At 49.8% G+C, this 26,837-nt stretch carries 21 protein-coding genes; 12 read left to right on the top strand and 9 right to left on the bottom strand.

All coding sequences use genetic code 11. The annotated features are described in order from the left end of the window. Positions 1-6: 6 nt before the first annotated feature. Together M4D81_RS09350 and M4D81_RS09345 are read right to left on the bottom strand one after the other, a co-directional pair. Positions 7-948 carry a carbohydrate ABC transporter permease gene (locus M4D81_RS09350; protein ID WP_260065829.1) on the bottom strand — a complete coding sequence of 314 codons (942 nt, stop codon included), beginning with the start codon at positions 946-948 and terminating at the stop codon, positions 7-9. Between the two features lie 47 nt (positions 949-995). Continuing rightward, positions 996-2,258, bottom strand: a complete 1,263-nt coding sequence (locus M4D81_RS09345; protein ID WP_260065828.1) for an ABC transporter substrate-binding protein — start codon at positions 2,256-2,258, stop codon at positions 996-998. Positions 2,259-2,687: 429 nt separating this feature from the next. Here M4D81_RS09345 and M4D81_RS09340 point away from each other — a divergent pair, with 429 nt between their 5' ends. From M4D81_RS09340 to M4D81_RS09325, 4 genes are all read left to right on the top strand, one after another. Then, entirely contained in the window at positions 2,688-3,890 is a 1,203-nt protein-coding gene (locus M4D81_RS09340) for an ROK family transcriptional regulator (RefSeq protein ID WP_071220471.1), read from the top strand. Positions 3,891-3,959: 69 nt separating this feature from the next. After that, positions 3,960-5,450: a glycerol kinase GlpK gene (gene glpK, locus M4D81_RS09335; RefSeq protein WP_260065826.1), complete on the top strand. Its 1,491-nt coding sequence runs from the start codon at positions 3,960-3,962 to the stop codon at positions 5,448-5,450. Between the two features lie 243 nt (positions 5,451-5,693). Continuing rightward, positions 5,694-7,370 (top strand): glycerol-3-phosphate dehydrogenase/oxidase, encoded by a 1,677-nt coding sequence (locus tag M4D81_RS09330; protein WP_260066383.1) that lies wholly within the window; start codon positions 5,694-5,696, stop codon positions 7,368-7,370. 131 nt (positions 7,371-7,501) lie between these two features. Further along, positions 7,502-8,494 carry an aldose 1-epimerase gene (locus M4D81_RS09325; protein ID WP_260065825.1) on the top strand — a complete coding sequence of 331 codons (993 nt, stop codon included), beginning with the start codon at positions 7,502-7,504 and terminating at the stop codon, positions 8,492-8,494. 98 nt (positions 8,495-8,592) lie between these two features. Here the strand turns inward: M4D81_RS09325 and M4D81_RS09320 are convergent, their stop codons facing one another. Beyond that, the gene (locus M4D81_RS09320; protein WP_397376673.1) at positions 8,593-9,360 is read right to left on the bottom strand and encodes a YwaF family protein; all 768 of its coding nucleotides are present in this window, start codon (positions 9,358-9,360) and stop codon (positions 8,593-8,595) included. 200 nt (positions 9,361-9,560) lie between these two features. Between M4D81_RS09320 and M4D81_RS09315 the strand changes: the two genes are divergently transcribed. Next, on the top strand, positions 9,561-10,508 hold the full coding sequence (locus tag M4D81_RS09315; protein ID WP_260065822.1) for a hypothetical protein: 948 nt from the start codon (positions 9,561-9,563) through the stop codon (positions 10,506-10,508). 86 nt (positions 10,509-10,594) lie between these two features. On the opposite strand, the gene M4D81_RS09310 is transcribed toward M4D81_RS09315, so the two are convergent. The 3 genes from M4D81_RS09310 to M4D81_RS09300 all read right to left on the bottom strand — a co-directional run bounded on the left by M4D81_RS09310 (position 10,595) and on the right by M4D81_RS09300 (position 13,486). Continuing rightward, positions 10,595-10,939 (bottom strand): LytTR family transcriptional regulator DNA-binding domain-containing protein, encoded by a 345-nt coding sequence (locus M4D81_RS09310; protein WP_009590070.1) that lies wholly within the window; start codon positions 10,937-10,939, stop codon positions 10,595-10,597. 133 nt (positions 10,940-11,072) lie between these two features. After that, complete coding sequence (locus tag M4D81_RS09305; RefSeq protein WP_260065820.1) at positions 11,073-12,281, bottom strand: peptidyl-prolyl cis-trans isomerase; 1,209 nt, start codon at positions 12,279-12,281, stop codon at positions 11,073-11,075. A gap of 134 nt (positions 12,282-12,415) precedes the next feature. After that, complete coding sequence (locus M4D81_RS09300; RefSeq protein WP_260065819.1) at positions 12,416-13,486, bottom strand: permease; 1,071 nt, start codon at positions 13,484-13,486, stop codon at positions 12,416-12,418. Between the two features lie 292 nt (positions 13,487-13,778). Here M4D81_RS09300 and selD point away from each other — a divergent pair, with 292 nt between their 5' ends. Both selD and mnmH read left to right on the top strand, forming a co-directional pair. Continuing rightward, positions 13,779-14,831 carry a selenide, water dikinase SelD gene (selD, locus tag M4D81_RS09295; RefSeq protein WP_260065818.1) on the top strand — a complete coding sequence of 351 codons (1,053 nt, stop codon included), beginning with the start codon at positions 13,779-13,781 and terminating at the stop codon, positions 14,829-14,831. 39 nt (positions 14,832-14,870) lie between these two features. After that, the gene (mnmH, locus tag M4D81_RS09290) at positions 14,871-15,923 is read left to right on the top strand and encodes a tRNA 2-selenouridine(34) synthase MnmH (protein WP_260065816.1); all 1,053 of its coding nucleotides are present in this window, start codon (positions 14,871-14,873) and stop codon (positions 15,921-15,923) included. A 240-nt stretch (positions 15,924-16,163) separates the two neighbouring features. Here the strand turns inward: mnmH and M4D81_RS09285 are convergent, their stop codons facing one another. Beyond that, the gene (locus M4D81_RS09285; RefSeq protein ID WP_260065815.1) at positions 16,164-16,808 is read right to left on the bottom strand and encodes an SDR family oxidoreductase; all 645 of its coding nucleotides are present in this window, start codon (positions 16,806-16,808) and stop codon (positions 16,164-16,166) included. Between the two features lie 179 nt (positions 16,809-16,987). On the opposite strand from M4D81_RS09285, the gene M4D81_RS09280 reads away from it, so the two are divergent. From M4D81_RS09280 to bcbE, 5 genes are all read left to right on the top strand, one after another. Next, positions 16,988-17,677 carry a phosphatase PAP2 family protein gene (locus M4D81_RS09280; RefSeq protein WP_260065813.1) on the top strand — a complete coding sequence of 230 codons (690 nt, stop codon included), beginning with the start codon at positions 16,988-16,990 and terminating at the stop codon, positions 17,675-17,677. A 107-nt stretch (positions 17,678-17,784) separates the two neighbouring features. Further along, on the top strand, positions 17,785-18,843 hold the full coding sequence (locus M4D81_RS09275; protein WP_100538204.1) for an FUSC family protein: 1,059 nt from the start codon (positions 17,785-17,787) through the stop codon (positions 18,841-18,843). Between the two features lie 294 nt (positions 18,844-19,137). Further along, complete coding sequence (helD, locus tag M4D81_RS09270; protein ID WP_260065811.1) at positions 19,138-21,468, top strand: RNA polymerase recycling motor HelD; 2,331 nt, start codon at positions 19,138-19,140, stop codon at positions 21,466-21,468. Between the two features lie 310 nt (positions 21,469-21,778). Beyond that, complete coding sequence (locus tag M4D81_RS09265; protein ID WP_071220013.1) at positions 21,779-23,482, top strand: methyl-accepting chemotaxis protein; 1,704 nt, start codon at positions 21,779-21,781, stop codon at positions 23,480-23,482. An 85-nt stretch (positions 23,483-23,567) separates the two neighbouring features. After that, entirely contained in the window at positions 23,568-24,872 is a 1,305-nt protein-coding gene (gene bcbE, locus M4D81_RS09260) for a bacillibactin exporter BcbE (RefSeq protein WP_311200643.1), read from the top strand. Between the two features lie 60 nt (positions 24,873-24,932). On the opposite strand, the gene M4D81_RS09255 is transcribed toward bcbE, so the two are convergent. Continuing rightward, positions 24,933-26,168: an MFS transporter gene (locus tag M4D81_RS09255; RefSeq protein ID WP_071220015.1), complete on the bottom strand. Its 1,236-nt coding sequence runs from the start codon at positions 26,166-26,168 to the stop codon at positions 24,933-24,935. An 8-nt stretch (positions 26,169-26,176) separates the two neighbouring features. Then, positions 26,177-26,617 (bottom strand): MarR family winged helix-turn-helix transcriptional regulator, encoded by a 441-nt coding sequence (locus M4D81_RS09250; RefSeq protein ID WP_308116327.1) that lies wholly within the window; start codon positions 26,615-26,617, stop codon positions 26,177-26,179. Between the last annotated feature and the right edge of the window lie 220 nt (positions 26,618-26,837).

Genomic DNA, 26,837 nt, shown 5'->3' with positions numbered 1-26,837 from the left:
CTCCTGTTATTGGTAGTGGACCCAGCGCTTCTGAATATACATCTGAACCATGGTGATGATCAGAATAACGATAAACAGAATGAAGGCCTGCGCTGAAGCGTAACCCATATTGAAGTATTTGAAGCCGTCCTCCCAGATGCTGTACACAACCGTTCGGGTGGATTCCAGCATCGTGGTCTGTTGATCCATCATGATGAAGATCAGGTCAAACACCTGGAACGAATTGATGAAGGACATGACCAAGACAAAGAACAGGCTGGGTGTCAGCAGAGGCAGCGTAATCCTGAAGAACTTGTACAGCGTTCCCGCTCCGTCAAGCGAAGCCGCCTCATAATAGCTGCCGGAAATGCCCTGCAGACCGGACAGCAGAATGACGGCATTGTATCCGATGCTGCTCCAGACACTGACGAGCACGATGGAGAACAAGGCGAATTTCTCATCGAACAGCCAGTTGGGCTGCGGCAGGTTCATGACACCCAGCACGTGGTTGATCAATCCGAATTCGGAGTTGTACAACCATTTCCACACCATGCCAACCGCGATCGGCATGGTGATCACGGGTATGAAATAGAAGGTGCGGTAAAAGACCATGCCTTTGATCTTCTGGTTCAGGAGCACGGCCAGCACCGTTGCGAGTACGACGGATAACGGCACCGTACCGACGGTGTACAGCATCGTGTTCAGCATGGAACCGGTGAATTTGTCGTCCTTCATCAAATTTGCGAAGTTATCGAATCCGATGAATTGGGGGGAAGTTAGTCCATCCCACGACGTAAACGACAGGAACAGGGAGGCTGCGGAAGGCGCCATATAGAACAGACCGAGGCCCAGCACGACAGGCAGAATGAAGATATACCCCCAGACAGCTTCGTGTACGGCGAGTTTCCCTGCTTTTCGCTTGGTTGTCGTTTTAGGAGGTTCTGTGGTCACAGTGATGGGAGAGCTCACAGGCTGCACCGTCCTTTCTTAATTTCCGTATTGGGAGCGGATGCTCGTCATTTCGTTTCTGTCGCCAGGATGGCATTCATCTGTTCGCCGGCATTTTTTAATGCTTCTTCAAACGATTTCTTTCCGAGGAAAGCCGCCTGAATTTCCTTCACTTCAGCGTCCTGCCACTCTGCGGTTTTCTGGGATACCGGATAAGGTACGGCGAACTCCAGGCTGTCCACGAACACCTGCAGATCAAGAGAAGGAATGGACTTCAGCCAGCCACCCTCCGTGCCTTTGTACGCAGGCATCGAGAATCCCGATTCGGCGAGTAATTCCTGGCCTTCCTTACCGGAAAGAACTTGAATCAGCTCCCAGGATTCCTGCTCGACTTTCGTCTTGCCGTTGATGGCCCAGCTAAGTCCATGAACGATCGATGCCTTTTCCTTGCCGGCAGGAAGTTCAGCGACACCGAGTTTGTCGCCGAGAAGCTTATACAACTCAGGCGAGTTCACCGATATCCCCGGGAACATGGCCGCCTTGCCGGAGCCAAACAATTGGCGGGACTTCGTTTCAAGCTGCTGCTGCGCGCTTGGGGAATAGCCTTTTTCAATCAAGCTCTGTTCCCACTGGAACGCCGATAGTGCTTCGGGTGTATCAAATCCGGATGATTTCTTATCGTCCGAGATGACATATCCACCCGCTTGGGCAATGAAGTTGTAATATCCGATTTGGCTGTCGATCGGGGCTATGAAGCCGTAAATGCCGTTTGATTTATCCGTCAGCTTGGCCGCGTTCTCCTCGACGGTTTGCCAGGTCCAGGTTTTGTCGGGATAAGGCAGACCGGCTTTGTCAAACAATTCTTTATTGTAAAAAAGTCCGACGGAATCCTGGAAATAAGGAAGTCCGTGAAGTTTACCCTGATAGGTGTACATATCGACGAGGGCTTCCGTATAAACCGAGGTGTCCAGGCCGCTTTGCTCAATTAGGGGAGACAGGTCTTTAATTAGACCGGAGGAGGCATAGGAATGAAAGTTAGGGCCGTTCATCCAGTAAACGTCAGGGCCGCTGTTGCCGGCGAGGCTGGTTCTCAGCTTGGTCCAATAATCGGCCCATGGGGTGTAGGTCACTTTCACTTCAACATTCGGGTGCTTCTCATTGAAAATTTTAATGGACTTGTCCAGCGTGTCCCGCACATTTTCGTCCCATAGAGCGACGTTGATGACCTTTTTGCCGTTATTTCCGCCAGAGGCATTGCCGCCTCCGCAAGCGGACAGTAACGCGGTGAACACAAATAATATCGAAATCAGGACAGCAATTCTTTTTTTCATCAGATAACCCTCCTTGAATTCACGTGATTTTTGATCAAGCGTGGTTGGTCGTACGGCTTGTTCGAAGGAATCGGACCCCTTGAGCCCCCCTTTATGTAAGTGATGTAAAAAGCGATAGTTATTCCATAAGTCGAAAAAAGTTAACATCAAGATGCTATCTTTCTTGACAGAACAACCAGCTTCTATTGCGAAAGATTATATAATCCCCTCTATTATTTTTCAAGATAGCGATTACAAATCGATTTAAATTCTTTTTTTCACAATATGAGCGAATTATTATGAAAACTAACATGGCTAGTTATTTCGATAGATGGAATAAGTTTTTGTTCGGTTCTGGAACATGTTATAGTGATTCTATCCTCATTTTTCCGATATAGAAAGTCCTACTATATGAAGAAATTAAAGAAAGGTTGAGCTCGCTTGAACAATATGAAAAAAGGTGATCACAAGCTGATTCAGGCATTAAACCGGTCCAAGGTGCTGAACAAGATCCGCACAGAGGGACCCATATCCAGAATCGACCTGGCCAAAAAAAACAAGCTGAGTCCCTCCACGGTCGCCTCAGCCGTACAGGAGCTTATCAAGGAAGGCTACGTTTCCGAGATTGGAACTGGCTCCTCCAGCGGTGGAAGAAAGCCCATTCTGCTCAAATTCAATCCGGATAATCATTATTTGTTTGCAGTAGCGATTACGAATTCGGTCATGATGCTGGCCCGCATGAATCTGGAGGCGAAGGTGCTCCGGAAGGAAACGCATCCTCTAGCCGGGCTCCAAGGAGAAGCCGTTATCGAGCGGCTGCTGAGCCTGATGGACGATTTCATGTCAGGACAAGTGGACTTGGAGCGGTGTGTCGGGATATCCATTAACGTGCCGGGCATTGTGAGTGATAGTCAGGGCATGGTGCGTTATAACACGAAACTTCGCATGACCGATGTTCCGTTGAAACGGATTATGGAAGAACGCTACGGGCTGCGGACCTGGGTAGAGAATGATATGAATTCCGTTGTGCTGGCTGAACGCCGATTTGGCGATTACGCATATGCGAACCTGATTTATATTTCCATTGGCGACGGGCTTGGTTCCGGTATTTTGATTAACGATCATCTCCTAAGGGGCAAGCATGGCGGTGCCGGCGAATTCGGTCATACAAGCGTAAACCGCAGCGGCATCCGCTGTGAATGCGGCAATGTAGGCTGCTTGGACAGTTACATCAGCTGGATTGCCGTGTATTCGCGAATGATTACGGCGATCGCAACAGGGAGACCGACGCTGATCCAGGAGCTGAGCGGGGGAGATTACAGTAAAATTGTTCCGTCCGTATTCAAGGAAGCTCTTCGCAGAGGGGACAAGCTCGCAAGGGATCTGAATGAGGAAGTGGCGGAGCTTCTGGGAGCGGCCATCGTCAATCTGATCAACATGTTTAATCCCGAAGCTCTGATCCTGGGCGGGGACATGGCCCATGGAAACCCGGAATTGCTGGACATGGTTCGCAGCTATATAGACCGGCATGCGCTGCCGATTCTGAAGGAGGACATGGTATTTGGTCTGGCCTCCCTTGGCGAGGAAGACAAGCTAATGGGTGCGGCTTCGGTCCTGCTGCAGGACTTGCTAGGTTTCTCCCTGACGGAATAATGGATTTGACAACGTTTCCACCTGCACGTTATCTTTGGTTAAATGCATATGCGGAAGGGGAGAAGTTGATTGGAGCAGTACATTCTGGCGCTTGACCAGGGAACGACAAGCTCGCGCGCGATCCTGTTTAACAAGGAAGGAGAAATCGTACACTCAGCTCATAAGGAGTTTCCGCAGTATTTTCCCAAGCCGGGCTGGGTGGAGCAGAATGCCAATGAAATATGGGGTTCCATTCTTGCGGTCATTGCAACCTGCTTATCCGAAGCGGGTGTAAAGGCGGATCAGATAGCCGGAATCGGAATTACGAATCAGCGGGAAACGGCCGTGGTATGGGATCGCAAGAGCGGCGAACCGATTTACCACGCCATTGTCTGGCAGTCCCGCCAGACGGCGGGCATCTGCGAGGAGCTGATTGCCGCCGGACATGACGGGACGGTTCGGGAGAAGACCGGACTGTTGATTGATCCTTATTTCTCGGGAACGAAGATCAAATGGATCCTCGATCATGTAGATGGTGCCCGTGTGCGGGCCGAGCGCGGAGACGTTATATTCGGGACCATCGATACCTGGCTGATCTGGAAGCTGTCCGGAGGCCAAGCGCATGTGACCGATTATTCCAACGCATCGCGTACGATGCTCTATAACATTCATGAATTAAAATGGGATGAGGAGCTCCTGCAGCTCCTCGATATCCCCTTGGCGATGCTGCCTGAAGTCAGGCCTTCTTCCGAGATATATTCCAATACCGTTTCCTATCATTTCTTTGGGCGCGAGGTTCCCATTGCCGGAGCAGCCGGCGATCAGCAGGCGGCTTTGTTCGGGCAGACCTGCTTCTCGAAAGGCATGGTGAAGACAACTTACGGAACCGGCAGCTTTATGCTGATGAACACCGGCGACAAACCCGTAAAATCCGAGCATGGGCTGATCACTACGATCGCCTGGGGACTGGGAGATGGCGTACAGTATGCACTCGAGGGCAGCGTGTTCGTGGCCGGCTCGGCGATCCAGTGGCTGCGCGACGGGCTGCGGATGTTCCGCGAAGCGAAGGACAGTGAGCCTTATGCGCGCCGGGTCAATTCCACGGAGGGCGTGTACGTGGTGCCGGCTTTTGTTGGACTTGGCAGCCCATACTGGAACAGCGATGTCCGAGGGGCGGTCTTCGGCCTGACACGAGGCACGTCGAAAGAACATTTCATCCGTGCAACCCTGGAGTCGCTTGCATACCAGACACGGGATGTTCTATCCGTGATGGAAGAGGATTCCGGCTATAATATCACATCCCTGCGTGTGGATGGAGGGGCCGTATCCAACACGTTTCTTATGGAATTCCAAAGCGACATCCTGAATGTGCCGGTAGAACGGCCGAACATTACGGAGACAACGGCACTCGGTGCCGCCTATCTGGCGGGGCTCGCTGTCGGTTTCTGGAAGGACCAGGAGGAAGTCTGCAGCAAATGGAGCATGGGGCAAAGCTTTAAGCCAACCATGGAGGAAGACGTAAGGGAGCAATTATACAGCGGCTGGAAAAAAGCCGTTTATGCGGCAATGGCTTTTCATTAGCATTTTCTGTGGTATAATGATCAATAAGTGAATATTTGTCTGGAGACTTGGAGAGACCACTAGGCGCGGAATACCTCATGTTATGGGGTTTGTTACTGCGTGTATCGTGGTCTCTTTTTTGCTGTCTTTTTTCATTGGAAGGGTAACGATAGATAAAAACAGGGTAAATCATACTGGGAGGGATTCATTGTGAAGCAGGCACAGACGTTTTCAAGTTTGGACCGCAGGCGTCGATTTCAAGAAATGGCAGAGGGAACCTTCGATCTGATTGTCATCGGCGGCGGCATAACGGGTGCAGGAATTGCGCTGGATGCGGTCACGCGCGGGATGTCGGTTTTGTTGGTTGAGATGCAGGACTTTGCCGCGGGAACGAGCAGTCGTTCGACCAAGCTGGTGCACGGCGGGCTGAGGTACCTGAAGCAGTTTGAAGTCGGCATGGTCGCCGAGGTTGGCAAAGAACGGGCCGTTGTGTATGAGAACGGACCGCATGTTACCACGCCGGAGTGGATGCTCCTGCCGATACACCAGGGTGGCACCTTTGGGAAATTCAGCACCTCCATCGGGTTGATGGTGTATGACTTTCTGGCTGGCGTAAAGCGGGGAGAACGGCGTTCCATGCTGTCCGCGTCCGAGACGCTGAAGCGGGAGCCGCTTCTGAAGCAGGAGGGCCTTAAAGGCGGCGGCTATTATGTGGAATACCGGACGGACGATGCCAGGCTGACGCTGGAGGTCATGAAGGAGGCAGCCGCCAGAGGGGCGGTTCTGTTTAATTACGCAAAGGCCGAATCGTTGAATTATGATGCGAATGGACGAATTACCGGAATCACCGTACGGGATATGCTGGGTGGCGGGGCCAAGTCCGTATCCGGAACCAAAATTGTAAACGCAGCAGGGCCGTGGGTGGATCAGGTGCGCGAAATGGATAAGTCCAAGAAGGGGAAAATGCTTCAGCTGACCAAAGGGGTTCATCTGGTCATCGATCAATCCAAATTCCCGCTTCGGCAAGCAGTGTATTTCGATACACCTGACGGCAGAATGGTGTTTGCCATTCCCCGTGATGGGAAGACCTATGTCGGAACCACCGATACGGTCTATAAGGCCGATCCTGTACGTCCCTTGATTACGGTGGAGGACCGGGATTATATATTGAAAGCTATACATTACATGTTCCCAGGTGTGAAGCTAAGTTCGTCCGACGTGGAATCGGGATGGGCGGGAGTCCGGCCCCTTATACTGGAGGAAGGCAAAAGCCCTTCAGAAATTTCACGCAAGGATGAAATATGGGAGTCCCCGTCCGGTCTGATTACCATTGCCGGTGGCAAGCTTACGGGCTATCGCAAAATGGCCGACACCGTTGTCGATCTGGTTGCAAAACGGATCCAAGAGAACGGCGGGAAAGCGTATGGTGCCTGCGTAACGAAGAATCTGCCGATTTCCGGCGGTCAGGTTGGCGGATCCGGCCAATTCCCTGATTTTGTCCGCAAGCAGGCGGAGATTGGCGCCGCGCAAGGAATTGACCGGAAGCTCGCCGAGAAGTGGGCGCGAATGTACGGATCTAACGTGTCGGAATTGTTCCGCCTGGCCAAAGAGGGCTCCGACCAAGCGGAGGCAGCGGCGCTTCCGGTATCGGTGCTGGTTCCGCTGATGTATGCGATCCAGCATGAGATGGCAGCGAAGCCGGCCGACTTTTTCATCCGTCGCACGGGTTCCCTGTTATTTCATATCGATTGGACGAGAAAATGGAAGATGCCCGTGATTGATTATATGGCTAGGGTACTGGGTTGGAGCGAGCAGCAGACCCGCGAATACACGAAGGAACTGGATGAGGAGCTGGTTTCGGCCACACAGCCTGCTGCAAGCGATCGATCGGCCCCGGCTCCAATTCCGCAAAACCCTTCTACAACGAAACTTTCATCTTAATCGGCAAGCAATTCTAAACGGACGGAGGGGGGAGGGGATGACAAGGGTTGACGATCCCTCCTCAAATATAGAAGTAAGGGCACTGGTATGATAATCTATATACGTTCACACTTGAGAGGAGAGATCATCCGATGAAACACAAAGCGTATGAAGGATCATATCACGGAGAGCGCGCGGTTTGGCTCCAGCACGGCCCTTACGAGGCGGCGATATTGCCCGAAATCGGAGGCAATCTCATCGCTTTTAGGGATAACGAAAGCGGTTACCGGTTCCTTCGCGAACCGGAAGCAGACGAAATGGAAGCATTCAAATCCAATCCGGGCGTACACGGCATTCCTGTTCTCTTTCCGCCTAATCGCTATGAGGACGGCCGGTTTCCATGGAATGGAGAAACCTATCAGTTCCCGATCAATGAGGAAGCGACGGGCAATCACCTCCACGGTTTTTTACATACGATTCCTTGGAGCGTCGAGGATTTTGGCAGCAGCGAGTCTGAAAGTTACGTGGTGGTTTCGGTCACCATTGATGAGAATCATCCCGTGTATGCGATGCTCCCGCACCAGTTCACTTTCCGGCTTCGCTACACGCTGAATCAGGATGGCTTGGCGCAGCATGTGTTTATACGTAATCAGGGTACCCGCAGCATGCCGTGCCTGCTAGCCTTTCATACGGCGATCAATGCTCCGTTTGCCCCGGAGAGCACGGCGGATGATTGTGTCGTAAGAATAACGATCGGCGAGCGGTGGGAAATGAGTGACCGGATGCTGCCGACCGGCAAGTTCCAGACTCTGACGGCAGAAGAGGAGCTGCTTCGGACAAGCGGTGTAACTCCCTATTTTGATTCGATGGACAACCATTACACGGCCGTCCCGCAGAACGGCAGAAACCGTATGGAATTGACAGATACCAAGCTTGGTAAAACATTCGTTTACGATGTCGGCAATTCGTATAAGCAGTGGATGGTATGGAACAACAAGGCCTCCCGGAAGTTCTTCTGTCCGGAGCCGCAGATCAACCTGGTCAACGCACCGAACGTGGACTTGCCTCCTGACGATATCGGTCTGTTCGGTTTGGCGCCGGGAGAAATTTGGGAAGCAACCTCAAGGCTGTATCTTAAGGATTAGAAGTCAGCCCTTTCCCCCAAAAAAAGCGTATGGATTCTGGCACCCGGCTACACAGGGCGTTTACCATCCATACGCTTTATGTTTATTTGATTCCTTCTTCAACTGCTGGACGAAGAAAAAGTTTGTTCCTGTTTACGGCGGCGACTGCGTTTAATGCGATCCGGCATCACAAAAAAGGCGATATACATAAGGATAAACAGCGTGAGGGCGATGAGCTCCTCAACGAAAATGTATACGGGATGCGGTCCCAGCAGGTCCAGCAGCGAAGCCGTGTCCGGCTTGCGCATCAGGAACATATAATTCGAGCCGACAGCGAGGTTGACCAGCCCGACAACGAATGCGGATACGTTTAGGAAGACCATCGTCCAGCCGATGGATTTCCAGGTTGGACGGTATCCTCGAACCCAAGTCATGTACAAAGCCGTCAATATGATCGCGATATGGACGACAAAGAAATGAAAGAACCGGAAGTGTGGGAAAGGGTAGCCCAGATTCGGTGTTAATATAGCCTGCAAGGCCCCTCCGATGCCGGCAAAGTAAACCAACGGATATAAGCGGCGTTCATCCGTAAGCAGGATGGCGATGGAGAGAAACAGGGTCAGACTGCACAATTCCAATGGAAGCGAAGTGGCAGGGTCCCATGTTCCCGTTGACGCATACCAGATATGAAGGGAGGCTTCCGGTAACGAAAGCGCAGCAAGCAGTCCCCATCTCACGGTCTTTTGCAGAGATGTACTGGAGGCGATTACGGTTCTAAATAAGTACAATAGTAAGCCAAGAGCGATAAACACCATGATGGCCATCCAATGTTCGATGGAGAAAGCAGTAAAAACTTCCGGATATCTCGGATCAAAATAGGGATCGATTCGTGATCATCCTCTCTATGTTCATAAGCCTTAGATTTTGATATTACCATAATGTGGAATGGATTAGGAATAGGATCATATCTTCGCATCCTTATATATCATCAGGTACAACCAAACCAGAATACATTACATTTATATGGGTGTGCAAGGCCCAAATAACCTGCCGTTATAGATTATGACGATGGAAGAGAGGTACATTTATGGCGAGCAAACGACAGGGAATCAAACGTTATGCAAGTCTCCTGCTTAGCTTAGTTCTGATCTTCAGCTTAAGCGGACTTGCCCCTCCAGGGGAGGCCGAAGCAGCCAGCTCCAAATACAAAAAGTTTTTCGATATCAGCAAAAAGGGAGCCGCCATTCCTGGTCACTCCGGAACCAAAGAGTGGATTCCGCAAGGGCTGGCTCTTGTTCCGAGCAAGAATTGGATCATTATATCGCATTATTGGGGCAATAAGGACAGCAATCAAGCCAGCAGCATTTCGATTACAAGCAGCAAAACCAACAAACGTATCAAAACCCTGTATTTGTATGAGAGCGGGAGCAAAAAGCATACCGGGCATGTCGGAGGGCTTGCGGTCAGCAAAAAACATCTGTGGGTGGCGTCCGGCAAAAAGGTGTATAAAATTCCGCTGAGTACAATTAGCAGCAAGAAAGATTATGGCAATATTGTCATGACACCTTATGCGCTCGGTCATAAAGCATCCTATGCCACGTATTCTGACGGCATTCTATGGATCGGCGAATATATGGATGGCGAGGACCAAGGGGGCAAGCAGTGTGCGCCGGGACCTAAGGGCAAGCTGCGAGGCTATCCATTAACGTCCAGCGACGCTTTGCCGTCGAATCGGAAAGCCGCCTATACCTGGAGCACACCTGACCGCATCCAAGGGGCGGTCGTGACGAAAACCCGCGTTGTATACAGTCAATCCTGCGGACGTAACAATGCAAGCAAATTGCTCCTATATACTCGTGGAACAAAGGGAAAGGCTGCGGCCACGCCGTTGACGATGCCTCCGATGTCCGAGAATATTGCGATTCGGGGTCATGACCTGTACGTTCTGTTTGAATCCGGTGCCCGCAAGTACAGAAACGGTGCATTGCCGCTGAAGCATCTATACATCGTTAATGCTAGGAAACTGAAGTTATAGCTTGTAAACTAAAAGATCCCGCCTCCGTTTAACCGGATACGGGATCTTCTGTTTTGTGCGCCTGATTTTTGAGAAGAGCGCTGCTCTTAAACAGGCTGTTTTACTTCAGCGACAAGGCGCTTGAGCGATTCTTGCTTCCATCTCGGAATCCGAAGATGTTTAGCAGAAGGTGCCTTCTCCCCAAAGTAAACGATGCCTTGCTCTACCGTCGTGATTTTGTCAACGTTGACGTAGCAGTTGCCGCCGACATGATAGAACTGTTTACCGGAGAGCAGGGATGCGATTTTTTCGGCAGTCATTCTCTTTTTAATATTGTAGTTTCTGCCGTGAAAGCTGACCAAACCGTGCGATCCGGTTTTAAAGAACAGAATGTCTGTCTCCACCACGAAGTCCTCATACATGTTGCGGGATTCCGATACGTGCTTCATCATTCTGCTTCCCCCTTTTCCAAGATCAACATTTGATAACGCTTACATTCTAACATGTTTTCCCTGGGGTTGAAAGAACTTTTTATTTCGCATTAAAAAAAGCCCGTACCGCATGGGTAGGGGCTTGGACTATCGTTTAAGGTGCAGCAGGTGCTTCTGGTGTTTCTGTTGCAGGATCTGCTGGTGTTTCTGTTGCAGGATCTGCTGGCGTTTCTGCTGCAGTTTCTTCCAGAGTATTGGTGATGGTTGCTTTATCCTTCAGCTCCTGAATATAGGCTGTGGATTCGGAATAAACCTTCTGGTTCTCAAGCTGACTGCGGATTTCTTCCTTCTTATCTTCAAGGGTAGGGTTCGTAGCTTCTTTACGATCGGTAACCTTGATGATGTGGTAACCGAAAGAACTTTTCACCGGGTCGCTGATTTCGCCCTTCTTCAATTTGAACGCTGCTTCTTCAAATGCAGGGTCCATCTGGCCGCGTCCGAAGAAGTCCAGGTCGCCGCCGGTCTCCTTCGTAGCATCTTGATTCTTCTCTTTTGCAATCGCTGCAAAGTCAGCGCCTTCCTTCAGCTGCTTCACGATGGCTTCGGCTTCTTCCTTGGTCTCGACCAGGATGTGGGATGCGCGAACTTGCTCAGGCGTAGCGAAGCTGTCTTTATATTGGTCATAGATTTGTTTAATCTCTTCATCGGTTACTTTAATCTTGTCGCCCATCAGCTTTTTGAGCTCGACCTGGGTTTTGGTCTGTTCTTTAAGATCGTCGAGCGTCATGCCGGCTTGCTGAAGCTGCATATTGAATTGGTCCTCGGATGGGAAGGTGGCCTTCAAGGCATCCACTTCTTTACTTACATCAGCGTCGGTCACCGTAATGGATTTCTTCTTCAGCTCCTGCTGGATCAATTCCTCTGTGATCATGGAATTGAGTGTTTGTTTACCGCCTGCGCTGACAAGCTCATCATACAGATTATCCTTGGTAATGTTAACGTCATTGACTTTAGCTATAGCTTCATTGCCGGATCCTTTGGCAAACGGAGGGACAATCAGGACGACGATTAACGCTGCCGCCAATACCAGCGAAGCGATCATCCAACCTTTGCTTCCGTTCCCGCCGCCACCTGCAGGAGACTGTTCATCGTAAAGCGGTTGATCCCCTGCCGGATACATGAGTGCAGGCTGTTCGTTCTCATCCTTGTGAAGCTCGATGGGCTCCGGATAGGTTGAATCTATTCTTTCTTCTTCATGAGACAAGCTGCCCGGATCTTGTTGGTTATTCTCTTTCTCTTGGGCTTGTCCTTGTTCATCCTCGGGTTGCCCCGGATGGTTTGGCTGCAAATCGTTATCTTTCATTTAATGATTGACTCCCTTCGACTGCATGTAATAATGAGTTGGTTCATTCTTTAATCACTTTACCAGATAAGCCAAGGGTTTACCTTAAGAAAAAATAAAAATTGAAAAGATAAGCGAAAAAGTTGGAGCTGGATCTACAGAATCAGCATGCCCGCTATACCGCATACGATTCCGAGCAGCACTACAGAAGCAACAACAAACCACATGACATTCCTCGGGAATGAGCGTCGTACCATGAGAAGGGACGGAAGACTGATGGCCGGCAGCGTCAGAAGCAGCGCTGCGGCCGGGCCCGCTCCGAGACCTGCTGCCATAAAGGCCTGAATGATCGGTATTTCCGCTGCGGTTGGAATGACAAACAGCATTCCCATCACGGAGAAGAAGATGACGGCCAGCAGTGTGTTTCCGGCAGCAGCTCCCAAATGCGGGAACATCCACACTTGCAGTGCGCCAAGGAGAAGCACGGCTATAAAATACGCCGGGACCACGCGAATCATCATATGACCGATGCTGGCGAACCAGCGTTTCCACAGCGGACTTTCATCGGGTTGATCGGTGCTCTCCGGCGCGTCAATCTCTACCGGATCCGCCTCTTTGGCGAAGCGGTTAGCCAGGTAACTGACGCCAAAGGTCAGAATGAGGCCGAAGACCAAACGCAGCGCGGTGAATTTCCATGATAAAACAAACGTCATGAAGACGAGTGTTGCCGGATTGATGGTCGGATTGCCGATCCAGAACGCGAGGGCGGAGCCCACGGACACCTTTTTCTTACGCAGACCGATCGCGATCGGTGCCGCGCAGCAGGAGCACATCATCCCCGGAATGGAGGCAATTCCTCCAATCGCCGTGCTGCCGAAGGTGGTTTTGCCGAGAACGCGGAGCAGCCACTGGGAGGGCAGCAGCGACTGGATCAAGGTCCCGAGCAGAATTCCGAGCACCGCCGCTTTCCAAACGGCTTTAAAATAGGTGACCGCATAGTCCCAGGCCGCTTGCCAGGAAGGCACGGCATTGCCGGGGTCCATGCCTAATATGGAGGAGCCGATGCTGTGCTCCATGATGGCTTTGAGCGCTTTATCATAATAAGGCCACCATTTTACGTAGGTTAGCCCTGTTGCTGCAATGATGATGAAGACGGTGATAAACCAGATGGTTCTTCGGCGATCCGAATGATCAAAGGCCATTCTGCCGTCGCTTGAGTGATTCATGATCTATATTCCCCCGATGCGTTGTGAAATGATTTACATATCCAATCAATTAGTATATCACATTGTGAGCAGAAAGAAGAAAGATATTCCCGGTAATTGCAAGATATAGGAAGACCATTAGACTTGGAGCAGCCAATTTCTTATAATATAGATATTGTGTGTGATCACAAGTGTTGGTAAACGGACGAATATCAGATTATCCCCGGGGTAGATGAGACGTTTTTGTGCATCCACGCCGGGTTTGTTGCATGTGTTTTATAAATTCAACTCTTAAGCGAAGGGAAGACCCGTGATGAGTCAATCGGAAAAAATAAAATTAACCTCGTATTCTTCTAAAGGAGGATGCGGCTGCAAGATCGGACCAGCGGACCTGGCGCAGGTCATTCGCAAGCTCCCGCAAGCCGAGCCGAATCCTAATTTATTGGTAGGTTTAGATACAAGTGATGATGCAGGCGTATACCGGCTCACGGATGATTTGGCTATGGTTCAGACCGTCGATTTCTTTACGCCGATTGTGGATGATCCCTATGATTTCGGACAAGTGGCTGCTGCGAATGCCATCAGCGATATTTACGCCATGGGAGGCAAGCCGCTGACTGCCTTGAATATCGTGGCATTCCCGATCTCAACGCTGGACAAGCAGGTATTGACGGATATTTTGAGAGGTGCAGGAGATAAATTGAAGGAAGCGGGGGTTACCCTGGTTGGCGGGCACTCCATCGATGATAAGGAACCGAAATTCGGCCTTGCCGTTACAGGTACTGTCCATCCGGACAGAGTAAGAACCAATGCCGGTGCTAAGCCAGGCGATGCCTTGATTCTGACGAAGCCGATCGGCGTGGGTATCCTTACGAGTTCCATCAAAAAAGATCTGTTAAGCGAAGAGGAGATTCGCCGAGTTACGGCGGTCATGGCCGCATTGAACAAAACGGCTGCCGAGCTCATGGAACCGTATGAGGTGCATGCTTGCACCGATGTAACTGGTTTCGGTCTCCTTGGACATGCGCTCGAAATGGCCAAAGGAAGCGGCACGGGGATCCGTATTTCCAAACCTTCCGTTCCCATTTTGGAGCGGGTTCGAGAGATGGCTGATGGCGGTGTTATACCAGGGGGCACGAAAAACAATTATGATCACGTGAAGGACGATGTGGATTTCCCGAATGACATGGATCAGATCGATAAGTGGATTTTGTGCGATGCCGTTACTTCAGGAGGACTCCTCATAGCGGTTGATGGGTCGCAGGCCGATCAGCTTCTGGCAGAGCTTCGCGAAGCCGGGCTGGAAGCCGGGAGAATCGGCCAGATCGTAGATGACCATCCGAATCGCATTGTCGTTGAGTTATAAAGTGAATCGGGTTTTGTATCAATAAAGGAGCGAGCAGACATGTTTCAAGACATCACCGTAAAAGAACTAATGGAACTGCAAAGCAGCAAGAAGATTACTTTGATTGATGTCCGTTCCCCTTCGGAATACAGGGATTCCACGATTCCGGGAAGTCTGAATATTCCGGTCTTCAATGATGAAGAACGGGCGGAGATCGGGACGATTTATAAGCAGGTGAGCGTCGATGCGGCTAAAGAGCGTGGACTTGCCATTATGTCGGCCAAGCTCCCGAGCTTTGTGAAGCAATTCAAGGAGATCAAGGGAGATAAGGCGGTCTATTGCTGGCGCGGCGGCATGCGCAGCCGGACGGCCGCAACCGTTCTCTCATTGATGGATATCCATGTTAACCGGATTACGGGCGGAATTAAAGCTTACCGGAAGTATGTGCTGGATACGCTGGAGCATAAGAGTCTGCACGCGGAAGCATTCGTCCTTCACGGCTTGACAGGCACAGGCAAGACGGCAGTGCTTAGACAGCTTCAGCAGGAAGGCTACCCTGTCGTGGACCTGGAAGGGCTGGCAGGACATCGCGGCTCGATTTTTGGCCATATCGGTCTACAGGCGAATAACCAGAAGACATTCGATTCGGAATTGTTTGAGCGGCTGAAGCAACTGGAATCCTCGCCGTATTTGTTATTTGAGGCGGAGAGCAAACGGATCGGCAAAATCGCCGTTCCCGATTTCCTTATGAAGAAGAAAGAGTCGGGGGTAGCCATCGTGTTGGAACTGCCGATGGCGGAGCGTGTTCGCCAGATCCTGGAGGATTACAACCCATCGGCTTATAAAGAGCAATATTTGGCGGCCTTTCAATTAATCAAAAACAGGATCCATACGCCTATCGCCGCGGAAATTGGCAAGTCCTTGGAAGAGGGGCGGTTTGCCCAAGGAATACAGCTGCTCCTTGAGCATTATTACGATCCCAAGTACAATCACTCCTTTAGTCAATACGAGGGCACCACGCCCATCGTTGTGGCGGTGGACCGGGTGGAAGAGGCAGTGGATGCGGTTAAAGACATATTGCGGACTCAAATGCAGCAGAAGACCGGCGCGTAAGAATGCATTACAAACGTAAGAATGCATTACAAACGTAAGAATGCATTACAAAACGTAAGAATGCATTACTAACGCTTATTGGACAAAGCGAATCATAAACTATGCGCCTCCGTGGGCATGGACCGCTTATATTATAGCTGGTTATGATTGAACTAGTACGAAAGATCGCCCCTAAGTATGAGCGGATAAGAACGTGCCGCTTTATACTTCGGGGCGATCTTTTTTGATAAAGGACTCTTTTTAGATGGAGGATAAAGCTTCGGATATGGGAGTATCCCCTGAAATTAAGTCGAAGGAACGACGGAAGGTATTTTCTTCATCCAGTGATAACAGAATTGTTTTCGCTACATCCTCTCGCGGAATCGAACCGCCCCGGATATTCTCCGCAGCGGCGATGTGTCCGGTACCAGGGTTATTCGTAAGTCCTCCTGGACGAATGATGGTGTACGTGAGGCTGCTCTGACGAAGCATGCGATCCGCGTAATGTTTGGCCGCATAATACGGTTTGATCTCCTCACTCCAATATTCCCGATGATGGGCCCCAATGGCACTCACCATCACAAAGCGCCTAACAGACGCCTGCTCGGCGGCTTCCATCATTTTTACGGCTCCGTCCAGATCGATTAACAGGGTTTTGTCGTATCCGGTAGCCCCGCCCGAACCGGCAGCAAATACCACCGCCTGGCAATTCTTCGCTGCATCAGCAAGCTCCTTGACCGACCCTTCCAGGTTCGCAAGAACACACTCTATTCCGGCAGCTTGATATGGGGCTGCTTGCTCCTCCTTTCGTACCATTGCTCTTACGGTATAGCCTTCATGGTCTTGCAACAGATGGGTAAGCTGTTTGCCTATTTGGCCGTTGGCACCGACAACGAGAACCTTCATGTGGACAACTCCTTTATGGTAAAAATTCTCTTGAAAGAGTAATCATTGCGATTTTGACATAGACTACGGGATATTTCATGTATCTCCCCTATGGACTTTTCTTTATCTCAGGAAAATGATATTATCTTGTTTTCACCAACTCGCACGGATTCGAAACAAAGGCAAAGGAGAAAAGAGAGTTGAGCGGACAGAAGCTACACCTGACTTCAGGAAGACAACGCTGGATTTTCCTCATATTGATAATCAGCTTGATCGGATTTGTCACACTGGCTGCTTTGGTAAAGCGGCAAAGTCTGGCAACGTTTGATTTGGCGATCATAACAACGGTACAGGCCTGGGAGCATCCGCTTATCACGGATATTGCCATCGGGCTGTCGTTTATAGGCTCCATCGGACCGGTGATTGTGTTATGTCTGATTGTAATCGCCGTGCTATATTGGGTACTGGGGCACCGCATGGAGATTCTTCTCCTTATTGTGGTCGTCTTCGGTTCATCTATTCTGAATTTATTATTAAAATGGGTCTTTCAACGGGCAAGGCCCGACATCCACCGCTTAATTGAAATTACGGGATACAGCTATCCCAGCGGGCATTCCATGGCCGCCTTCTCGTTCTACAGCGTGCTCGCTTATTTGTTGTGGAGACATATTGACAGCAGGGCGGGGAGAGGAGTATTAATATCCATCTCCGTCATTATGATTCTCAGCATCGGATTAAGCAGGGTCTATCTCGGGGTCCACTATCCAAGCGATATTGTTGGCGGATATCTGGCTGCTTGCGCTTGGCTTGCATTTCTGGTCCGATCTTACGAGAAGAGGATGGGAAAGCGGGCCAATTCGAAAGATGTGAAGGAATCAGAAACTGCATAACATTGGAAGCTTAAGGGTAATTCATGTAATAGCGGTTCAAACGGAGGAGTATGTATCATGGTGTGTATCCATAGATGTGAAATTGGGTTAGGTAAGGAGGGCTGTCTGTGGCGTTTGGAGCAAGAATGTTCAAAACCGGCTTAGCCGTGACGCTGGCTCTTTATTTAGCCATGCTGTTTGATTTTAAATCCCCTGTCGTTGCCGCCATAGCAGCGATCTTTGCGATGCAGCCATCCATATACAGGTCGTGGAGATATTTCCTGGACCAGCTGCAGACCAGTACGCTCGGTGCGATTCTGGCGATGCTTGGAGGATACTTTTTATCGAATCAGCCGATTTCCGTCGGATTGGTATGTATTCTAGTGATTATGATTTGCATGAAGCTGAAAATGGGCGAGACCATCGGACTTACGCTAGTTACGGTTATCTCCGTGATGGAAGCTTCCGGTCAATGGGATTTTGCACTCAATCGCTTTATTTTGACGATTATCGGTATCATATCCGCATTTCTTATCAATATTCTTGTGTTTCCCCCGAAACCCAAGGAACAGTATATCACGCGGATTCATATTGTATTTGGCAAAATGTCGCTGCTGCTGCGTACGGCCATCTCCCACGAAATGAAAGATTCGGTATACCGTGCGGAGAAGAAGGAGCTGGAATCGGCGATCAAATCATTGTCCGATAAATATAATTTGTTTGAGGAAGAGCAGAAGAAGCTGAAGCGGGCCAAATACAGTCAAGCAAGGCAGTTGGTGGTGTATAAGCAATTGCTCCAATCGCTTCGTAAGGGGTATGAAGTGCTGGATGCGGTGGAGAACCACTATTTTCAGGCGGAACGATCTGAAGAAATCGACGAGCAGTTTGATCATAATCTGGAGAGGTTAATGAAGTACCATGAGCATATTTTGTGGAAGTTCGAAGATAAACTGAAACCGAATGAAGACGAGGCCGAGACCATGGCGGAGAACAATGAAGCGTTCATGGAGCAGGTGATGTGCGGACCAGGCGCCAATCCAGGGGGGCTTCGACTGTCGGTGGTGGCCGCCTCCATGTATGATTACGGGTATCAGCTAGACCGGCTGAACCGGGTAGCGGATCAAATCAGCCGTGTCGTGGATGATAAAGAGCAGGAGGAAGCCTTATTTTCGTGGCTGCGTAAATAAGAGAAGTCATCATGAGGGAGCCGATCAAGATGCCATATTTGATCGGCTGTTTTTTTGCATCAGGGTTATAGGACTCCTCTTGGCAGTGAGCCTTGGGAATGGGAATGTATATAAACGCAAAAAAACCGCCCCGGTGGGTCGGCTCTCTGAAATTCGATGTTGAATTATACGGGTTACATTGCTATAATTAGCAATGGTTTGTCATTAAATATTGATGATTTGGTTAGAATATCACAATTGTATTATATCACAGACATATTACGCTGTCAACCAGTATATTAGGGGGATGAACAAATGGCTATCAGCGAACAGGATTGGCAAGAAGAACAGGCACGGGTAACGGAAGTGACAACGAAAATCGGTAATAAAATATCTCAGCTGGAAACGAGCGTCGGGGATATCCGTGAAGTCGTTATTGATATGCGGAAAGACTTCTGGGACGAAGTAACGGTCAACTTCAGCAACCCGGACGATTTGGGTGAAACGTCCACCAACCTGAGGCAGCAGTCGCAGGTGCTGGCGGAACGTGAGCATGCTCATCTGCAATCCAGCAAGCTGCTTAAGAAATATAGAAAACTTGTGGAATCCCCTTACTTCGGACGCATTGATTTTCAGGAGGAAGGAACCGCGGAGACGGACACTATTTATTTGGGAACAGGATCTTTTTTGGATGAACATATGGAGACGTTTCTGGTTTACGATTGGCGGGCTCCAATCTCGAGCTTGTATTATGATGGGGCGCCCGGCCCGGCCCAATACGAAACGCCCTCGGGCACGGTTAAAGGCGAAATGCTGCTTAAGCGCCAATTCGTCATCCATAACGGCGAGATCAAGGTGTTGTTTGATACCGGCGTAACCATTGGAGATGAGCTGCTGCAGCAGGTGCTCAGCCATAGCGCGGATGATCGGATGAAGAGCATCGTAGCTACGATTCAGAAGGAACAGAATGCCGTCATCCGAAACGACAAAACCCGCATGCTGATCGTTCAGGGGGCTGCCGGCAGCGGCAAAACCTCAGCGGCACTGCAGCGGGTAGCTTATCTTTTGTATAAGTATCGGGAGACGCTTCGGGCCGACCAGATGATTCTGTTCTCTCCGAATCCGCTGTTCAATAGTTATGTATCCACGGTGCTTCCGGAGCTTGGCGAGGACAATATGCAGCAGACGACCTTCCAGTCCTATCTGGAACACCGGCTCGGCAAGGAGTTTGAGCTTGAAGATGTGTTTACGCAGACAGAAACCTTGCTGAATGCGGACGATTCGCCGCGTTACCGGGCGCGACTTGAGAGCATATCCTTTAAATCCTCGGGAGCTTATCTGGATACCATCAGACGATACAAGGAATTGCTGGAGAAGGGCGGGATGCTCTTTAAGCCTGTCGTATTCCAAGGTAAGGTGATCGTCAGCACCGACGAAATGTCCGCGCAGTTCTATAGTTATGATTCGGCGGTTAAACTCGCTGGCCGGATCGACTTGATGAAAGAGTGGATGCTGAAACGTCTGTCGGAGTTCGCCCAGAGCGAAAAAGACGCCCCGTGGGTGGAGGAGCAAATCCAGCTGCTGGATACGGAAGATTACCAGCGGGCCTTTCAAACGATGAGACGTAAGCAGAACCGGAAGTCGGACACATTTGACGATTTCGATAAAGAAAGGGATGTCCTTGCCAAAATGGTCATCAGCAATCGGCTCAAGCCGGTTAGACGCTGGATCAAGCGGTTTCGATATGTGGATGTAAAGGGCATGTACCGAAAATTATATACCGATGAATCGCTATTTCGCCGGGCGGCCGGAAATTTGGAGACGCTCCCGGATTATTGGGAGGAGATCTGCAGTCTCACCGTTGCGTCACTGGACAATAAATCGCTGCTGTATGAGGATGCGACTCCGTTCCTCTATCTAAAGGAGCTGCTTCAAGGTTTCCGCACGAACACGTCGATTCGTCATGTGATTGTCGATGAAGTACAGGACTATTCGGGATTTCAGCTGGAATTCCTGAAGCGATTGTTCCCGCGAGCGAAAATGACGGTGCTGGGGGATCTCAATCAAGCGATTTACGCACATGGAGAGGCGCTCGGCAATCTGGAAAATCTGGTGAGTCTGTACGGCGAGGAGGATACGGAGGTCATCAATCTGACGCAAAGCTACCGGTCCACGTATGAAATCGTTGATTTCACGCGGCAGATGATACCGGGCGGGGAGCGGATTGTTCCATTTAACCGGAGCGGCGAAGCTCCTCAGGTGGTTGCGGTGAACGATGAAGAACGTCTGCATGAAGCGATAGTCTCTGATATCCGTGAGCTTCATGAACAGGGATTCCAGTACGTGGCGGTGATTTGCCGGACAGAAGAGGAGAGCAGACGTGTACACGAGCAGCTGTCGACAGATATACCTGCGCGATTAATTACCAAAACCACGCCTGCTTTTGAGAAAGGAACGCTTGTCGTTCCTGCCTATCTGGCCAAAGGCGTGGAATTCGACGCGGTGATCATATACAACGGCTCCGAGGATGTGTACCATCGCGAAAGCGACCGCAAGCTGTTCTACACCGCATGTACACGTGCCATGCACAAACTTCATGTATATCATATCGGGGAAAAAAGCCACTTTATACCGGATCAAAACTAAATAATTTAAGGTCTGTCTGCGCAACATCTCAGGCAGGCCTTTTTTTCATGATGGATATATGAAAACCAAGCATGTTTCATAGAAGAGGAAAAAAAAAGAAGTGAAATTAGGAAAGCAGTATGGAGCAAGCTTTATACAATAAGGAGGGAGTTATCCAATATTTATCATGATTTGACCGGTGATTAATAATATTTTTCAATTATTTTCGGGAAAAGCGCTTTCTCGATCGCCGAGTCTATTCATTTTTGACATAAATTTGACGAAAAAAGGTTTGGGGGTATATTACTTATCAAAGGTCGGGTGCTTGCGGATGAAGATAAAAACAAAATTAATTCTTTCGTCTACGATTCTTGCAGTGGTTACGTCGGTAATCGTAATTATCGCGTTTATCACTTCGAATATGACGGAGAAGAGGTTCAGCAAGATTATTGAAGTGGATCAGAAGGTCATTTATAACCTGACGCAATTGGAGACCCTATTGTCGGGCGTCTCTAATGATGAACGGGGGTACTTATTGACCGGTGATTCGACCTTTGCAGATTCATTGAAAGCGAAGCAGGAGTCCGTCGCCAAACTCATGGCCGAAACCAAAGGCTTGATGACGGCTGAGGAAGACCGCAACGTTTTTAACGAGATCGAAACCGGGTATGTCATATACACCGAAGCCGTGAATGAGGTGTTAAACAAATTAGGGTATGACACCGGTTTTTACAAGGCTGTGCCGTTCCGGGTATATGAAGCTGCTTTTAACCAGGAGCGCGAAGTGCGCAAGTCCTTCAGTACGCTTATCGCACAATTTACAGTACATAAAAATGAAGCCTTGGCTAAGCAGGCTGATCAGATTGCGGCCAGCAGCCGATTCCAGAATTTGATCATTATGTTGATCGGAGTTGCAGCCGTTGTTTATTTTGCTATTCAAGGATATCTTCTTACCCGTTCGATTCGTCCTTTGAATCGGATGAGCGATCAGCTATTGAAGATTGCCGAAGGCGGAGGGGACCTGGTTACCCGATTACAGATTAACACGAAAGACGAAATCAGGGATGTAGCTGATGCTTATAATAAATTGGTCGATGGCTTCAGGGAACTCGTCGTACAGGTGCAGGATACGGCCGGCAAAGTCGGTATCGCAGCTTCGACGCTGCACTCCACAACCGAGGAAATTCGCCAAGCTTCCCATCAAACCTCAGGTATTATGGAAGAGCTGGCGGCCGGGGTAGAGAACCAGCTTCAGGATACCGAGGAAACGACGGCTACGGTAACGGACATGGCGGAAGGAATGAAACACATTGCGCATGCCGCCCAAGACGTCTTTGGCTTGGCAGCAACGACGAACCAACTTGCGGCTGAAGGGGAACAGGCGCTTATCCATACACTGGCTCAAATGGAAGGCATACGCACCAGTGTGGATCAATCCGCTCAATCGGTGCGTGCGCTCGGCGAAAAGGCCTCCAGCATCGGAGCGATGGGTCAGATCATTATCGAAATTGCGGAGCAAACATCACTGCTTGCCTTAAATGCCTCAATTGAGGCCGCTCGGGCGGGCGAGCATGGCCGAGGTTTTGCGGTTGTAGCGGCTGAGGTCCGGAAATTGGCAGATCAGGCATCGAACTCCTCTGTCGAAATCAGACAATTCGTCCATGAACTTCAGCAGGATATTGTTGATCTGGCCGGCGTTATGGAGCAGGGCACCCGCGAAGTGACCGAGGGCATGAATGTGGCACAAGGAGCCGAGAGAGCCTTTAAGGACATTGAGCAATCCGTCGGTGAATTGAATGAACAAATTCAGAGTGTTACCGTTGCAACAGAGCAGATGAACTCCGGAGCAGGGGAGCTTGTTCACGCCATCCGCCGAATTCAGGAGGTCACGGAGACGACTGCAGGGGGAACTCAAAGCGTCAGTGCCGCCACGGAAGAGCAGCTGGCCTCAATGGAGGAAATTACAAATTCCGTTGAAGATTTGAATGTTATGTCCAGCAAGCTTCGGCAGTTGATGTCCGGCTTTAAAGTATAAATAAGGAAAAAATGTATATGGGAAAAAACGGCCACCTTGCAATCATGCATATTCCGGGGAAAAGAACCTACAATATGGATGACAGATAACGCAAAGGTGGTCTTCTCTCATGGAAAACAAGAAATGGGATCTGGTTGCCCTTGCATCCATACCACTCATCATGACGTTAGGCAATTCCATGCTGATTCCCATTTTGCCGCAGATCTCCAAAGCGCTGGGGATCAGTTCCTTCAAGGTCAGTATGCTTATAACGGTGTATGCTGTTGTAGCCATCTTACTGATCCCGATTGCCGGTTATTTATCGGATCGGTATGGACGAAAGAAGATCATCATCCCTAGCTTGATTATTGCGGCATTAGGCGGAGCTGTCTCGGCTGTGGCTGCCTGGATGCTGAGTGGGACGGCGGCATATTACGTTATTTTGGCAGGACGGTTTCTACAGGGAATTGGTGCTGCCGGGGCATTCCCCATTGTCATTCCGCTTGTCGGCGACATGTTTAAAGAGGAAGAAAAGGTCAGTAAGAGTTTGGGTATTATCGAAACCTCCAATACGTTTGGCAAGGTAGTCAGTCCAATACTGGGCGCCCTGCTCGGGAGTTTTATCTGGTTTTTGCCCTTTATAGCGATTCCGGTTCTATGCCTGATCTCTATCGTGCTTGTCATTTTTCTTGTGAAGACACCCAAGTCGAACAACGACGATAAACAATCCATACGCGAGTTTTTGAAAACAACCAGGCAGGTTTTGCACGAGAAGGGAAGATGGCTGTATGCGATATTCGCCATCGGCGGCATTGCGATGTTTGGCGTGTTCGGCGTGCTTTTCTATTTGTCGGAGACGCTCGAGAGCACTTACAATTTACACGGTGTGGTAAAAGGGCTGGTGCTTGCGATTCCGCTGGCTTTGTTATGTCTGGCTTCCTATTTAGCCGGTAAATTCACGGGCAAAAATAAAGCGGCTAAGAAGTGGACAGGTTTCGCGGGTATGGCCATTTTGACGGCTTCCCTGATCGTCACCGGATTTAGTTCGCAGATTTATTTTGTAGTCGGTATGATGACACTTGGCGGCATCGGGATCGGAATGGTGCTGCCGTGCATGGACACGCTGCTGACGGAAGGTATAGAGAAGGAGCAGCGAGGTACCATTACCTCTCTATACAGCAGTATGCGTTTTATCGGCGTATCGCTCGGACCTCCAGTTGTCTCGCTGCTCCTCGGGGCGAATCATTGGGTGCTGTTCGGCACTTTGGCTGCCGTTGCGGCTGTAGGCAGTCTGCTCACATTATTCGCCGTGAAGCCGGAGGCAAAGGAAGACGATACCGGAGGGAATTCATACCGAGTTGACTTCAAGAAACCCCAGGGCTTGAAAAAGAAAGGTCTTGTCCATAAATAATGGACAAGACCTTTCTCATATCTGGATAATTTCTTGGATATGCACCAACTGCTATCTCCGTTAACCAGCAGCGGTGGGTTCGGTATCCTCAAGAGACGTTGCTTTGAAACGTGATCGACCGGTTACCTGCATGATGATATAAATCAGGATTAATATTACAAGCGCAATGGCTGAATAACGGTACATGATCGCGTACGAAGTGGATTTGGCGATGGAACCGAGTGCGATAGAGCCGATAGCGACACCGAAATCCAGAGAGTTAAAGAACATGCCGTTGGCCATGCCGCGCTGCAGCGGATGAACCTCCTGAATCATCCAGGTCTGGATGGATGGCTGCATTGCACCGAAGCCAAGGCCATAACATAATGCCGATAACAGCATAGTTCCCGTCGATGTGGCGAAGGTCAGTAACAACAAACCGGCGACCATTAGAATAGCAGCGGGTATAACCAGTGCCTTGTGTCCATACCGGTCATAGATTCTGCCGGAGAACGGCCGTACCAAAATAATGGCAATGGCATTGAACAAGAAGAAATACTGGGGATTCCGGAGGTGAGCCTCGGCGCCGAATAACGCCATGAAGCTCAACAATCCGCCGTACGTAATGGACATCAAAAAGTTAAGGACGCTGGGCAGAATCAGCTTTTTATTGAATGAACCTTTAGGTTGCTCCTCAACTCGAGGTTGAACCGCTGCGGGGCGCTCCATATTTCGTTTTGCTGATCTTGACGTCAAGACGTAGGCGAGCGGGAAGATAAGTACATTGATTATGACGGTGATGATCACAAGCGGTGTGAACCCCCCGTCTTGCAGAAGCGTCAAGCCGATCATCGGGCCGATCGACATGGCGAGCGTAGTGGATAAACCGAAATATCCCATGCCCTCGCCCAGTCGTTTGATCGGAATGACGTCTGATGCCATCGTAGGAAACGAGGTGCTGGTCATTCCAAAGCCGATGCCAAACAAAACGCGCATCAGCAGAAGAAAGGCAATGCCGGATGCCCAGTAATAGCCGAGCGTGGCTGCCAGTGAGATCAACAGCCCGACGTACAGAAGCAGGCGCAGCTTACCTTTTTCCAGCGCTTTGCTTGACACGAAGCGGGAAGCGATCGCGCTGAAAGCGAACACGCTGGTTATCAGGCTGACCTGCAGCGGGCTTGCCATAAACGCCTCCTTGGCGTATGCGGGCAGCGTGGTCAGCATCATCTGCAGGGTCAGAAACAGAAAAAGGTTGCTGACCATCAAGGTGATGAATTCTTTGGTCCATAATCGTTGTGTTGTATTCATTTCATTCATGTGAAACATCACTCCTGTTTGTCTAAGTTGTGTATGTTGGCATTGATGCGCGAGAGTGTGTCCCAGAACATCTCTAATTGATGATCGTCAATGCCTTCGATTAACTGGCTTCCGCATTGACTTTCGATGGTTGTGGTTGCCTCGATCAATTCTTTGCCTGTATCCGTCAAAAAGAGCTGGAAAGCTCTCCGGTCGTTGACCGATACGGATTTGCGAGTATATCCTTTTTTCTCGAGCAGATCCAAAATACGCGTAGTGGTCGGTTGGTCCTTATCCGCTTTGGCGGCAACTTCCTTTTGATTTAACCCTTCGTGCTCTCCGATGTGGTATAGAACCAGCCATTGCTCGGGGGTGATATCATAGGGCTTCAGGGCATTGGCAAACAAATGCGATGCGCGGCGATAGGTGTAACCCAGATGAAAACCGATGGAGGGGTTGCGTTTAGGCACTTTCAAGAAACAAGTCACACCTTTCATTTCAAGTTTTCAAAAATAGTTGTCTAAACAATTATATGCCTGACATGCAAATCGGTCAAACCATTCAAAAAATTAATTATCTGCATGACAGGGTTTCGTTCAACGATGTGGAATATGAAAAATGGAATGATAACATAGCTCTAACAATTGCGAGCTATATTTATAGTACAAACCAATATCTCACCACTCAGGA

It is taken from the genome of Paenibacillus sp. p3-SID867 (assembly GCF_025142895.1).
Lineage (GTDB): Bacteria > Bacillota > Bacilli > Paenibacillales > Paenibacillaceae > Paenibacillus_AQ.
This window is presented reverse-complemented; position numbering and strand designations above follow the sequence as displayed.